We start from the raw sequence: 12,556 nt of genomic DNA on the forward strand, positions 1-12,556 counted from the left end.
CCCAGAGAACGCAGCAAGCACAGAATTCCCCTTCGAGCAGGACCCGTTGGACGTGGGGGACGGTCCCACCAGCAGAATCGGCAGCCCCTAGGGGCACGCCCGGCATCCTATGGATCTGCCGGAGCCTCACCCGCCGGTCCGATCATCCGATGGCCGATCCGATCCGCAATCGTTATCGCCGGGACCGCCCGTGAGCTGCTCCTATCGACAAATCCACCGGTTTGCACGGCCTCACGTCACAGCGGCGACGGGCGCCGGCGGCACACGGCTGACGTCATGTCACCGCCACGGCGTCCTGCTCCTGTTGCGGTGTACGGCCGTCCTGCGGGTCCGCCGGGCGCGGTGTCTCCCAGTTCGGCTCCGGGCGGGCCGCCGTCGGTGGTCCCTCCGGTTTCGCCGCGCGCTGGAAGAGCGCCGTACCGCGCGACAGGTCATGGCCGATCGCCACGGCGTCGATGTCGGCGGAGGCCCACTGCTGCTGGCCCTCCCGCACTTCCGTGCGCACCTTCAGCCGGCCCTGGACGACGACCGGCTGGCCCACCTCCACGCACGCGGCCACGTTGACCGCGAGCTGGCGGTTACGCCGAACGGGTTAGCCACAAAGAACTAGTGACCCCCGCGACGCGCCAACGTCCGAGGGTCCGACACCGAAGAGGCTTAGGGGCCTTCAGTGCGGATTCATCGTACCCAGCACACGAGCGGCTTCGCCGTTCTCCCGAACACTGTCCTGCGTGACCGCCGACTCAGCTTCTCGGCCCGGGGCATCCTCGCGTACCTCCTGAGCCTCCCTGACGGTGCGCGGGAAGACGTGCGCACCCTGGCCGACCGGAACCCCGGCCTCGGCCGCCGTGGCGTCTCTAAGGCCGTAGACGAACTGATCGAGCACGGCTACTACGTGCGCCGCACCTGGCGGGACGCCGAGACGGGTCGGGTGCGTACCGAGACCTTCGTGTTCGACGTGCCCCAGGACGCCGCCTCCCCGCTTCCCCCCTCGTCGGGAACCGGTTGCCCTGGCGGTGGTGAGACGGGAACGCTCCCTACGGGAGTTAAGAACCCCGGTGAAGAACCCTCCCCTACCCCTGCCCCGGCTTCGTCCTCCGTCGACTCGGCCGCCGAGGGCGGGCGGGAGGAAGCTTCGCAGCAGCAGGAAGAGGCGTCTCCGGAAGTCGGCCGAGCTGCGGCCGTCCTCGGACGTCTGGGGGCCGTCGAGCCGAAGCTCAGCCTCGGGGCCGCCGAGGTTCTGAAGATCGCTCCCCTGGCCGCTGAATGGCTTCGCCGTGGCGTGTCCGAGTTGGAGCTTCGGAACGCACTCGTTTCGGGTTTGCCGGCCTCTGTGATCGCCCCCGCGCGCTTCCTGACGAACCGTCTCGAACGGAAGATGCCTGCCCCCCGCCGCGCGGTCGACCCTGCCGCCCCTGCCGTCGCTGTACGGGCCGAATGCGGCGAGTGTGGCCGTCCTCTGCCCCTCGGCCAGTCTCAGGGCATCTGCGGCCAGTGCGCGGGCGTCGATTGCGTCACCGAGGGCGAGCGGCCCTCGGTCGGCATGGCCAGTGAAGCGGCCTCTCTCATCGAGCAGATTCGGCAGCGTCGAGCCGCCGGGGCCGTAAAGGGCTCTCGTCGCGGCTTCGCCACGGCCTGACCTCACCCCTGCCTACCGAACCCCAAGGAGAGCTGCGCCGTGAGCCGCACCCTGTCTGTCCGTAAGACGCCCGCCATAGATGCCGCCCTGTCTCACATCATGCGTGTGACGGACGCTGAGACGACGACGGAAGCCGTCGCCCGCGCCCTCAACCTTTACGCCGACTGGCTGAAGCTTCAGCCCGGCACGACCGTTGTGGCGACTGGTCACACGCGACGTAGGACGCCGTAACGCCGCTCGACACAGCGTTTACACGCCCTGCCTCACATGGGCTAAGACGAAACCCCCCGGCACCCTTGGGTGTCCGGGGGGCTTTCGTCGTTCCTAGCGGCCTTCTAGCCCTTCGGCTCGGTCGTGGCGTAGTCGGTGAAGGTGCGCTGATACCGGTTGTGTCCCGTGGCGGCCGTGTGGTTGCTCATCCAACGGACGACGGGCTTGTCTCCCACCATCGGCCCCGAGAAGGCTCCACAGTCTTCCTCGTCGCCGCTGACACACTTCGCGGTCCACGTCAGTTCCCCGGTGGGGTCCTGGCGCGTGGAGTACTCGACGTATCGGAAGGTCGACCGCGGACTCACTTCGCGGCCTTCCCTTCGAGCACTTCGGCCAGGGCCTCGGCCACGTCCGCGCGGCACCCCCCTAGCTCGACCATGGCCGTTCCGCTGACAATCCATCCGCCTCCGAGGGACGGCAGGACGATTCCGTGAGCGGTGAGAGCGGCCTTCAGCCGCTCGGCGGCCTGGCGGCCCTTCTCGTACGCCTTCATGTCCGCGTCGCTGATCTTTTCGGCCCGCATGCAGCCCCCTCTTCGATGCTCGCCAACGTGACTGCACCATACCGCTACACGCTGCTCCATGCCGCTCTCTGCCGCTACCGCAAGCTGCGGGGTGCTACGTACCGACCTAGCTTCGGTTCATGGCAGAGACGCCCGTGAACCCGGAAGCCGCCGAGTACGTCTATCGGCAAGTGGCCGACCACATCGCGGCTGAAATCGCGGCGGGGAAGCTTCGGCCTGGAGCACGCTTGCCCGGTGAACGGGCCCTGGCCGAGCAGTACGGCGTAGCCATTGGCACGGCGCGGAGAGCCGTACAGGAGTTGCGGGAACGCGGGCTCGCGGTAACGCTCCCCGCGAAGGGAACGTTCATCGCTTCGCCGCCTGAGCAAACCGAGAGCGAATAAGGTGGGGCACGGCCGAAGCCGTGCCCTTGGCCGGTACTAAACGACGTGCCGACGGTTCCAGCGTTGAATACGCATGTGATCACGGTTGACGCAGCGTCGCCAGTTCTGACACTCGCGCGTGTTGAAATAGATCGGGTAAGCCTCCAGCGTGCCGCCCTCGATCGCCTTTATCGGCTCAGGCTTGTTCTCTTCGAACGGGCCCCAAAGCCACTGCCGCACATTGATCGCCCCGCGCCGGCCCGCAAACCAAGTCGGATAGCCGCTGCGCCCCAAACTCCCGTCCCAAACCCAACACCCCGTTTCCTCTTCGAGACGGCACATGTCCTCGATCAGGAAACGTCGAAATTCTTCGTCAGTCACTGGCCGGCCCCGACAGGCTCGAAGACGGAACCGCCGAGCTTCCGGGCAACGTTCAAAGCCGCTCGATTGTCTTTCATGAAAGCAACCCAGTAAGCGTTTCTCGCCCTTCGGGTGTTCTCTTCGCGAGTTACCGCGGTGAGGTGATCGGGGTTGTAGCAAGCCTTGTTCTGGCAAAGGTGATCGATAGTCCAGCCGTCAGGGATTCGACGCCCGGAAGCCTTAAAGGCTTCCCGATGGACGTAATACCGCCTCCCGCTAGCGGTGAACTGACCGTAACCGTCAGGGGTGCGGCAAGCCATCCATTCCCAACATCCGCCCTCGGAGTCGGGCCACATCAGAGAACGGGAACGCAAATAGGCGAGAACGGCGGCCTTGTCGGCCATGTCAAAAACGGGTTTCACTGATTCCCCTTCAAGGAAACGGTAAGGGTTGGGCAGGGTGAGGGTTTCGGTCATAAGCCGCAGGACTGAAGTAGGTAAAAAAAAGAGAAGCCGGAACGGGAGTGGTTGACCAAACCACTCCCGAACCTGTTCGACCCGCCTTCTCCGAAGGCATCCCCGACCGCTAACCGGGGAGAATGAGAAACGGCCAGGCTCACCGCCTGGCCGTCAACTAGAGGTCATCAGGAAGCGGAAGCCTTGATGACCTGAACAGTCGCAGCCGTATCGACCGCAATACCAGCAACACGGTAAGTCGCACGGAAGGCCGTCAGGTCCTTGTCGAAACCGAAGTCTTCCGAAACGGCAACGCGAACATCGGAACGCACACCAATGTGAATGCGAGTCGGATCGGCAACAATAACCGTCTTAGCGGGAAGGTTCGCCGAAACGTAGATCGGAAGGCCGAGACCCTTCTGAATCACCGGGTCGGTAACCTGGCCAGCCAGGTATCCGCCATTCGTGCCGTTCTCGCGCTCCTTACGAAGAGCCTTACCCATGTCAGGCGAAGCCCAGATGACAGCCGGAGTCGCACCCGCCGCCTCGATATCCGAGAAGGCGTCGATGATGTGGTCCCACTTAACCACGGTGTTGCCCGTAGTCAGGTTTACGGCGGTGCCGATGCCGGCCTTCGTCAGGCCGGAAAGGGAAGCCGTGCCGGTGCCCTGGAAAGCGTCCTTGTCGACCTGAGTTGCAATGTTGCGAACCATGACACCACTGATCAGGTTCCGCATTTCGAAAGCGGCATCATCCAGCACCTCATTCGAGGCCCGGTAAAGGTCCGCATACTTGACCGGCGCGAAGGTAAGCCCTGCGAAGGTCGCGGTGCTCTCCGGAATGGCCGCACCCTCGGCAACGACGCCCGGAGTGGTCGAGCTGGTCAGGTTCGGCAGAACGAAAGACCCGCCCTGGAAGCGATGCACGTTGATGCCGGGGACTCGCAGAAAGACGCTCGCCGCGCGAAGATGCTCGACGTACTTGTCAGCAGTCACTGTGGGCACCGCGTAGCCGCCGGACCCGGGAGAGCCCTCGGCGACAAGGGCCCGGAACTCGTTGCCGGAAGGCAGGAGAGATCGCCACTGCTCAGACTCGCCAGGAAGGTCGGAACCGCCATGCGGAGTGACGACACCCCCCGCACGCGCGGCCAGAGAGCGAACCTCGGCCTCACGCTCGCCACGCTCAACAGCGTCACGAGCCTCGGCCTCCAGGCGGTTAACGTCACGGTCGATCCGCTCGAATCGCTCACGCTTCTCGGCCGCACTCAGCTTGCTATCAGCCTCAACGGTGCGAAGCTCCGCAATAAGCTTCGATCGCTCTTCAAGCGCGGCCTTAGCCTGCCGCTCATACATGGTCTGAGACATTCAATGTCCTTCTTTGGATAGGGCCGGGTGCGGCCATGCAAAAGGCGCCCAACACCCGGATATGGGTGGGGCGCCTGGACTTAAGGGCGGTCTAGTTACCGTTCCTGGAACGGCGGATAATGAGCCGAACGTCGAAGCTCGGCCTGTTCGACGTATCTCACTCGGCGTCGAACCTTCCGCGCTAGGGCGCGGCAGTCATCTGAACAGTGCCGTGGAGGTCGACCGGGGCCATAGGCCTTAGCGAACTCACGCTCACATGTCCAACATCGCAAAGTGACAGTGTCACTCATCGTGTGTCTCCTCCCAGGAATGACGGGACGTATCCGGCAGGGGATATGCGAAGCGGCCCGGCCCATGGCCAGCATTGGAGAGATGCCATGGAACCGGGCCGCTACCGCTCGACACCGCCCCGTGCCTTACCCGCCCTCGATCACCCGCGAAGGGAACCGAAGTCTTCACCCTCTATAGAGGTGTCCGGATGGCCGATTACTGACACCGAAAAACGATGACTCGACCTTCCACTCCATATAGAGCTGTTACGAACCGGTTTTGGTCACATCGTGGCCTCGATCAACGCGGGAGGTAAGTCTCTCGACTACCGCCGAGCGACTTACGGGCCCTCCCGCCAAAGCTGAAACAGCGTGCATGCGCCTTACGGCGCTTCTCAGTCCATCGCTCAGCCTCGACGGCCTGAGCCTCCGGGCAGACGGCTGTAAGCCGCTCACAGCGGCTGCAATAGATGTCCCTCATTCAACCCCCAATGACTCGATACGTTGGAATACGAGAGCATCCGTGAGGGAAATTGCGAGGAACTGCACCATTGTTCCCACCAGTTCAAGCGAACCCCCGCGCGTTCACAGAGAGGGAAGGCGGCGGGTGCGGGGAAGCGGCCCAAAAAAGTTTTGAACCCCCCTTCCCCGAGATCGGGGCATAAAGAAGGGGCCAGAGAGAGTGTCTCTGGCCCCGAACGGCTAACGCGGCTTCGTCTTTTCTACCAGTCATCGTCACCGCCTACTTCCGTGGGCGCTGCTGTTTGTCTCGTCTTGCGCTTACGCACGTGACGAACGATGCCGACGATGGGCACGGCAACAATCGAGATAGGGAATGAGGAGATCAGTCCGACGATGGCGCCGATCAACCCGCCGATGAGCAGGACGAAGAGGTTGAATACCCAGCCGATAGGGCCAACGTTCGAGAGCGTGAAGTTCATCAGCGTATAGATAGCGAAGACAAAGAACCCAGTTACCCCACAAACGGCCCCGGTTCCGTAGACACAAAGTTCGATCCACTCAAGTGCGTCATCCTTCGCCTTCCTGTCGCTGGGCGTCCAACCGATCGACGGAGTACGCCTACCCCGGGGCGCACTCACCCGATACCCCGCGTACGGGCCACGCCGACTAGACCAACCCCCATAGAAGCCCACGATTCCTCCACCGTTCCTTACCAGTATGGGCACGGCATGATCGCATGGGCTGCACGCCTTGCGGCAGCCAGGTCCCAGCTAGCGGCCCCTCGGCCGCTCTGGGCGGAGCTGTGATCGGCCGCCGTTGCCAGCCTCTTACAGAAGGGATTCAGGGCACCCTCGGCGGTGCCAGTGGTGATGCTGTCCGCCTGGCCTACGTTCCTTCGGCCAGGTCGACAGATAGCCTCGGCCGTCCGAGAGCCGAGGCATTCAAGGAACTACGACAGCCACGGCTTCGGTAGCCGTGGCTTTACTGCTACTGGCCTTCGTCTCCTCGGCTAGGGAATAGCTGGGAGTGGAGCGCAGCGGAGCGACCAGCAGAGGGCAGCGACCGCTGCCCTTCTAAGGCCATAACTCTCCTGGCCTAGGTCGGCCAGGGCATAGCTGCGGAGCGAAGCGAAGTAGCTAACGGACTCCCGAAGGGGAGTCCTTACTAAGGCCATAAGTTCCAGCCAGGCATCCGCCCTGGCGGGCGGTGCCCTCTTACTAAGGCCATAAGTCGCAGGGCCGTTCAGGCCGCCTCGGCGAACCAATCCTCATCGTCGACCCGACTCGACCATTCCGGGGAGCGGTCACCAGGCAGCAGGCGAAACGTCGTCTTCGCCCCGCGCTTGCTCCCCACCGTCTCGACCTCCAGCCAACCAGCATCGACCAAGGTTCTTACGCCGCGCTCCGTGTAACGGCGTAGGTTGCCGGCCCGGTCCCGGACGCCGACAGCATCGGCGAGTGAACGCCACGGAATGGTCACCTGGGAGTCGTCCCCGCACAGACGCGCTATCTGCCGAGCTACGGCCTGACCACTACGCGGCACGCACTGAATCGCGCCTGTATACCAAAGGGCGGCCTGGCCGGTCGGGGGCACAGTCTCGGCGGCCAGGGCGAAGCTTCGCCTCCGGAGCTTCGCTCTGCGCGCTTCGATGGCGTCGGCGTATTCAGCAAGAATGGTCATGGATCAGATCCCGTTCAGAACGGATGGGGAACAGAAAAGGCCCCGGAGGCTCCGGGGCCGTAGCGGGTTTTGGTTTCGTCAGTCTTGCGCTATCGAGCGCAGGAAGGCCGCAGCGCGGGCGTGTTCGTCGGCAATCCGCTGTAGTTCCGCGATCGTGTATCGGCCCATGGGTATGTCTTCCGACATCTCGTATCCGCCGGAACCGTCAGCCAAGAACATTTCTTGCGCGTTGACTTCGCGGGTCTGCCCGTCCTCCAGGACGTACACGTCAGCCAAGATGCCGAGGCGGTTGATGTGCGTCGGCTTGAGGGCCATAACGCACTGTTGGTCACTCAGGGCGTCCCAGCGATACAACGTGCCTACCTCGGCCGTCCTAGGTTCGAAGGACGGGATTCCTCCGACCTCGGTGCAGGTCGGGTTGTTGTCGCCCACTCATGTTCTCCGTTCGTGTGGTGCTCGACTATGTCTACAGCCGAGCGTCTGGCGGTCGCAAGGGTGATCATCAGAACGGCGTGAAGGGGACCGTTTAAACGGACCCTGAAATGAGAAGGCCCCGGAGGCGTTTAAACGGGCCGGACATGAGTAGACCCCCGCAGGCCATTTGCGCGCGACGGGGGCTGTGCCCTGCCTCGGCTACTTGCTTCCCATTGGCGCGCCAGGATCGAGAGTGAACCGCACTGAGCCGTCTCCTCTCGGGGAAGCCGCGAGCAGAGACTTCGGAAGCTCGACCAGAACTAGAGACTCTTCGTTCGGCTCGGTGGCGCCGAGCAGCGTTTGCCGCCGTACCGTGCCGGGCGCGTAGGCCCGGAAGATGATCCCCTGAGACAACAGGAACTCCCGCCGCTCCAGACGGGTAAGAAGCTTCCATCGTTCCGCGTATGTCTCCCCGGTGCCGACCTGGCGGGTAGTTGCCGGCCTATGCGGCAGAGCCGCTAGCCGGTCCACCTTCTCCGTTTGCTTGGCATGCATGCGGTGATACCGCCGAACTGCTTCTTCCCCCTTGTACTTCCCCGCGAGGAAGTCGTCTTCCAGGGCGTCAAGGATGCTTCGAGCCTCGGCAAGCTGAGCCGAGTAATCCTCACCGGGGTCATACTCGGTACGCGTGATCTCCGCTTCGCCGAGCAGAGCCAGAAACGCGGATACGGCGTCGTCCTCGGTACGCTCCACCGGCACCCGAACCGGGGCCTCACACTCACGGCTCTTACGCCGCGACTGGCAAGCGTAATAGGCGTAAATCTTTTCCTCGCCGCCTACAGTGTGCTTCGAGCGGTGCTGATAGACATTGTGGCCACAGCTACCACACTTCAATACGCCCTGAAGCATGGACTCTGTACGCGCCATACGATCACCCTTCGAAGCGCGAGACGACAAAGCCTGCACGGCCGCTTCCCATTCAGCGCGGGTAACGATCGGCTCGGCCGTCTGCATAACACGGTTACCGTCGGCGTCCTTAACGAGATCGTGAGCCTTGAGATACCGACCGTCTTCCGACTTCAACCGGACCGTCTTGTACCCGGCAACGGCCGGATTCTTCACAACCTGCTGAATCACATCAGCGGTCCAACGCTGCCGCTTCTCGACCTTCTCGCCACGCAGAACGCGCCGCCGATCTCCCCAAGTCATCAAGCTTTGCTCGTTGAAGCGGCGGGCTATTTCGTGGGTCGAGACGCCCGCGGTAACGTCTTTTATGATCTGTCGAAGGATCTCCGCATATTCGGGTTCCTGGACCAGAGTCTTACCGCCTGAAGGCAGATTGCCGGCCACATACCCAAACGGCAGAGGTGCACCCGCATAGCGGCCGTCGCGGCGAAGTTTCTCGTGCGAAGCGTGCACCCGTTCCGTGATCACGTCCAGCTCGCCCTCGGCGAAAGCCGCAATGATCTGAGCGAACATCTTCCCCATGGACGTGGAAATGTCGAAGCCCTCGGTTACCGAGACGATCGTTTTCCCGTGCTTCTGGCACCACGCCAACAGTTCCGCGAAATGGATCGAGCGGCGGCTGAGCCGGTCGAGCTTCCAGCACGCCAACACGTCGAACCGTTCAGGGGTCTTCAGCCACTCACCGAGGCTCGGCCGCTCGAAGGGGCGCATGCCACCGGAGATATCCAAGTCTTCGGCTTCGCCCGCCAGAACGTGGCCGTTCGCCTCAGCCCAATTCAAGATCAACGCCCGCTGTCGGTCGGGGGACGTACTCTCGTCAGTCTCGTGGGACAGCCGTATGACCGCCAGGACCCGCTTCGCGGGCATCGATGCTCTCGCCATGCGGGGGATGGTATCTTGCAGTCTCGCTCGTTCGACGGTTGGCCCACACCGTGAAGAAGTTGGTGTGCCCGTCCGTCCAGGCGCTCTTCTCCCGGTCCCAGTAGCGCGCGGTCACCGCCACCCGGAACCTGGCCGACGGTCCCGCCGCCATCTCGCGGTACACCGGCTGGGTCGCCACGTTGCCCACCACACAGACGATGGTCTCGTTCACGTCCTCGCTCCCCTCCCCCGCCCGTCCCCTTCCGGCCGGGCGGACACGCGTACGGGCCCGTCCCGTACGGCTGCGTCTGCCGTGCGGGCGCCCACGACTGCCGTACGCGCCCGCACCGCACGCCGACCGCCCGCACCGCCCGCCGCGCCTGCGGCCGGACCGCCGTGCGATCGCCGTGACCTCAGACTGCCTCCGCCGGGCCGGGCCCGCTGAGCGCTGTGGACGACCACCCGCCTGTGGAGAACTCCGCCACCCGCACGAGTGATCCCACGTCCCCGTCCCCCCTCACCCACCCCTCACCAGCCCCCGGGTCGGGGCCGGCTCACCTCGCCCCGGCCCCGGTACCGGTCCGCACGACCCTCACGTACTGCTCCCGCACCTCCCGGTACCGCAGCAGCTCCGACGCCACCGGATCGAGGACCCGGGCCCGGCCGCAGCTCGCCGCCGCCTCCCGAAGCCGCCGTTCCGCGTCCTGGCCGTAGCGCCGCGCGGGCCCCCGGGCCGCCATCCGGCAGGCCCACTCCACCAGCGGCCCGCCGGTGATCCCGCACACCATCAGCAGCACCGGAACACCCAGGTTGGGCGCCATCACCCCGGCGATCTGCCCCACCAGCCAGGCGCCGCCCACGATCTGCAGCAGCGTCATCGCCGCCTGGACCAGTACCGCCACCGGCCACCAGCCCGGCCGCGGCGGGCGGCCCGGCGGCAGCCCGGCCCGCGCCGCCAGATCGTCCAGCGCCTCGGACAACCCGTGGGCGCCGCGCACGGCCGCCTCGCGCACCGCCTGCGCCCAGGGCGCCGGCAACCCGGCCGAGGCCCGGTCCGAGACCGTACGCACCGCCTGCTCCACCCGCTGACGGGCCGTCGCCTCCTCGTCCGCCTGGGCCCGCAGCTGGTGACGGCCCGTCGTGGACTCGCCGCGGCCCTGGTACCAGCGCCACAGCCGCAGCCAGGGCGTGCCGCAGGCGCGGTTGGCGTTGCGCAGCCAGGCGCGCTCCGCGGCCTCGCCCGCCGCGGTGGCGCCCACCGCGTCCGCGAGCCGCGCGGCGAACTCCTCGCGCGCCTCCTCGCTGAGCCCGGACCGCCGCCCGGTGGCGTACACGGGCCGCAGCCCGGCCGCGGCGGCGTCCACGTCGGCCGAGACCCGGCGGGCCGCCGCGCCGCGCTCCGCCACGAACTCGCCGAGCGCCTCGCGCAGTTCGCCGACGCCCTCGCCGGTGAGCGCGGACAGCGCGAGGACGGTGGCGCCCGGTTCGCCGTACTCGCCGAGCGCGATGCCGTCCTCGTCCAGCAGCCGCCGCAGATCGTCCAGGACCTGGTCGGCGGCGTCCCCGGGCAGCCGGTCCACCTGGTTGAGGACGATGAACATGATCTCGGCGTGGCCCGCCATCGGCCGCAGATAGCGCTCGTGCAGGACGGCGTCGGCGTACTTCTCCGGGTCGACCACCCAGATGACCGCGTCGACCAGCTTCAGGATCCGGTCGACCTGTTCGCGGTGCTGTACGGCGGCGGAGTCGTGGTCGGGCAGGTCGATCAGGACCAGCCCGCGCATCGGCCCCTCGGAGTCGGGGCCGTTCAGCGGACGGCGGCGCAGCCGGCCCGGGATGCCCAGCCGGTCGATGAGGCCGGCCGCTCCGTCGCTCCAGCTGCACGCGATGGGTGCGGCCGTGGTCGGACGGCGTACGCCGGTTTCCGAAATGGCCACACCGGCGAGCGCGTTGAACAGCTGCGACTTGCCGCTGCCGGTGGCACCGGCGAGGGCGACGACGGTGTGCCGGCCGGACAGCTTGCGGCGGGCGGTGGCCTCGTCCAGGACCCGGCCGGCCTCGGCGAGGGTATGGCTGTCCAGGCGGGTCCGGGAGAGCCCGACGAGTTCGCGCAGGGCGTCCAGGCGGGAGCGCAGCGGGCCGTCGTACGCCAGCGGGGCGGGGGCGTGGCTGCGGTGGGTGGGCTCCGGGGTGACGGCACGCTCGGCGGCGAGGGCGGCGGCGTTGGCCTCGGTGACGCGCCGCGCGATGAGCCCGTCGTCCCATGCCTCCGAGGAGTCGGCCTCGGCATCGGTGCCGGCGCCGGTGGCGGTCTTCGGGGGTGTGGCGTCCGCCGCGGGGCGGGACTTCGGGGAGTGGAGGTGCGGCCGGGGGACGGAGACACCGTCTTCGGCACCGCGCCCGCGCGCGGGCCGATCCCGATCGGCGCCACGGTCCCGATCGGCGCCACGGTCCCGATCGGTGGCTCGGTCCCGATCGGCCCCACGGTCGCGATCGGCGGCTCGGTCACGATCGGCGTTCTCGTCCGGCACGCGCGCGAGGCGTGGCGGCTCGGTGGTGTCGGTGGTGTCGGTGGTGTCGCCGTCCCCGCCATCCCCTCCGTCCCCGCCGCCCTCACTGCTCTCTCGGTTCTCGCGGTTCTCGTCGTTCACGCGCGCGTGAAGGACGCCGACGACGCCGTCCTTGCCCTCATCCTCATGGTCGCCCTCGTCCTCGGAGACGGCGTCGGGGCAGTCGTCACCGTGGTCCTCTTTCACGAGACTCAGGCGGACCTCCGTACGGCCACCCGCGCGCGCGACGCTGTCCACAGCGCCCTGCCCGGTGTGACTGCTGTGCTCGATGGACCCGGTGTCGCCGCTGTCGCCGTCGTGGTCTGTGCGCCTCATGTGGTCGGTGTGATCCGTGTGGTCCTGGTCAGTGACGGCGGTCACC

11 protein-coding genes and 2 pseudogenes are annotated in these 12,556 nt (G+C 66.2%); 2 read left to right on the top strand and 11 right to left on the bottom strand.

Features of this window, described 5'->3' with window-relative positions; translation table 11 throughout:
- Nucleotides 1–274 precede the first annotated feature (274 nt).
- Nucleotides 275–580: pseudogene (locus tag ABZ937_RS16575) on the bottom strand (single-stranded DNA-binding protein); the annotation flags it as partial.
- A 90-nt stretch (nucleotides 581–670) separates the two neighbouring features.
- Between ABZ937_RS16575 and ABZ937_RS16580 the strand changes: the two are divergent.
- Entirely contained in the window at nucleotides 671–1,639 is a 969-nt protein-coding gene (locus ABZ937_RS16580; RefSeq protein WP_361692108.1) for a helix-turn-helix domain-containing protein, read from the top strand.
- Nucleotides 1,640–2,210: 571 nt separating this feature from the next.
- Here the strand turns inward: ABZ937_RS16580 and ABZ937_RS16585 are convergent.
- Nucleotides 2,211–2,432 carry a hypothetical protein gene (locus ABZ937_RS16585; protein ID WP_361692111.1) on the bottom strand — a complete coding sequence of 74 codons (222 nt, stop codon included), beginning with the start codon at nucleotides 2,430–2,432 and terminating at the stop codon, nucleotides 2,211–2,213.
- A gap of 119 nt (nucleotides 2,433–2,551) precedes the next feature.
- Here ABZ937_RS16585 and ABZ937_RS16590 point away from each other — a divergent pair, with 119 nt between their 5' ends.
- On the top strand, nucleotides 2,552–2,815 hold the full coding sequence (locus ABZ937_RS16590; RefSeq protein ID WP_361692114.1) for a winged helix-turn-helix domain-containing protein: 264 nt from the start codon (nucleotides 2,552–2,554) through the stop codon (nucleotides 2,813–2,815).
- A 36-nt stretch (nucleotides 2,816–2,851) separates the two neighbouring features.
- On the opposite strand, the gene ABZ937_RS16595 is transcribed toward ABZ937_RS16590, so the two are convergent.
- The 9 genes and pseudogenes from ABZ937_RS16595 to ABZ937_RS16635 form a co-directional block, all read right to left on the bottom strand.
- Nucleotides 2,852–3,175 carry a hypothetical protein gene (locus tag ABZ937_RS16595; RefSeq protein WP_361692117.1) on the bottom strand — a complete coding sequence of 108 codons (324 nt, stop codon included), beginning with the start codon at nucleotides 3,173–3,175 and terminating at the stop codon, nucleotides 2,852–2,854.
- The gene (locus tag ABZ937_RS16600) at nucleotides 3,172–3,630 is read right to left on the bottom strand and encodes an HNH endonuclease signature motif containing protein (RefSeq protein ID WP_361692120.1); all 459 of its coding nucleotides are present in this window, start codon (nucleotides 3,628–3,630) and stop codon (nucleotides 3,172–3,174) included. Before ABZ937_RS16600 ends, ABZ937_RS16595 begins: the two co-directional genes overlap by 4 nt.
- Before the next feature lie 167 nt (nucleotides 3,631–3,797).
- Nucleotides 3,798–4,973: a phage major capsid protein gene (locus tag ABZ937_RS16605; protein WP_361692123.1), complete on the bottom strand. Its 1,176-nt coding sequence runs from the start codon at nucleotides 4,971–4,973 to the stop codon at nucleotides 3,798–3,800.
- Nucleotides 4,974–5,964: 991 nt separating this feature from the next.
- Complete coding sequence (locus ABZ937_RS16610) at nucleotides 5,965–6,183, bottom strand: hypothetical protein (RefSeq protein WP_361692126.1); 219 nt, start codon at nucleotides 6,181–6,183, stop codon at nucleotides 5,965–5,967.
- A gap of 763 nt (nucleotides 6,184–6,946) precedes the next feature.
- Nucleotides 6,947–7,384 carry a hypothetical protein gene (locus ABZ937_RS16615; RefSeq protein ID WP_361692129.1) on the bottom strand — a complete coding sequence of 146 codons (438 nt, stop codon included), beginning with the start codon at nucleotides 7,382–7,384 and terminating at the stop codon, nucleotides 6,947–6,949.
- Nucleotides 7,385–7,462: 78 nt separating this feature from the next.
- On the bottom strand, nucleotides 7,463–7,816 hold the full coding sequence (locus ABZ937_RS16620; protein ID WP_361692132.1) for a hypothetical protein: 354 nt from the start codon (nucleotides 7,814–7,816) through the stop codon (nucleotides 7,463–7,465).
- A gap of 201 nt (nucleotides 7,817–8,017) precedes the next feature.
- Entirely contained in the window at nucleotides 8,018–9,646 is a 1,629-nt protein-coding gene (locus ABZ937_RS16625; protein ID WP_361692135.1) for a recombinase family protein, read from the bottom strand.
- A 31-nt stretch (nucleotides 9,647–9,677) separates the two neighbouring features.
- A pseudogene (locus ABZ937_RS16630) lies at nucleotides 9,678–9,857 on the bottom strand (single-stranded DNA-binding protein); the annotation flags it as partial.
- A gap of 322 nt (nucleotides 9,858–10,179) precedes the next feature.
- Nucleotides 10,180–12,555 carry a YfjP family GTPase gene (locus ABZ937_RS16635; RefSeq protein WP_361692138.1) on the bottom strand — a complete coding sequence of 792 codons (2,376 nt, stop codon included), beginning with the start codon at nucleotides 12,553–12,555 and terminating at the stop codon, nucleotides 10,180–10,182.
- Nucleotide 12,556 lies beyond the last annotated feature (1 nt).

Origin of the sequence: Streptomyces sp. NPDC046727, from assembly GCF_040645635.1 — a bacterium.
GTDB lineage: Bacteria > Actinomycetota > Actinomycetes > Streptomycetales > Streptomycetaceae > Streptomyces.

Coding starts and splice junctions, on each gene's coding strand:
- ABZ937_RS16585 (WP_361692111.1), bottom strand. CDS start 2,432: ATGCGGGCCGAAAAGATCAGCGACGCGGACATGAAGGCGTACGAGAAG.
- ABZ937_RS16590 (WP_361692114.1), top strand. CDS start 2,552: ATGGCAGAGACGCCCGTGAACCCGGAAGCCGCCGAGTACGTCTATCGG.
- ABZ937_RS16600 (WP_361692120.1), bottom strand. CDS start 3,630: ATGACCGAAACCCTCACCCTGCCCAACCCTTACCGTTTCCTTGAAGGG.
- ABZ937_RS16605 (WP_361692123.1), bottom strand. CDS start 4,973: ATGTCTCAGACCATGTATGAGCGGCAGGCTAAGGCCGCGCTTGAAGAG.
- ABZ937_RS16610 (WP_361692126.1), bottom strand. CDS start 6,183: ATGAACTTCACGCTCTCGAACGTTGGCCCTATCGGCTGGGTATTCAAC.
- ABZ937_RS16615 (WP_361692129.1), bottom strand. CDS start 7,384: ATGACCATTCTTGCTGAATACGCCGACGCCATCGAAGCGCGCAGAGCG.
- ABZ937_RS16625 (WP_361692135.1), bottom strand. CDS start 9,646: ATGGCGAGAGCATCGATGCCCGCGAAGCGGGTCCTGGCGGTCATACGG.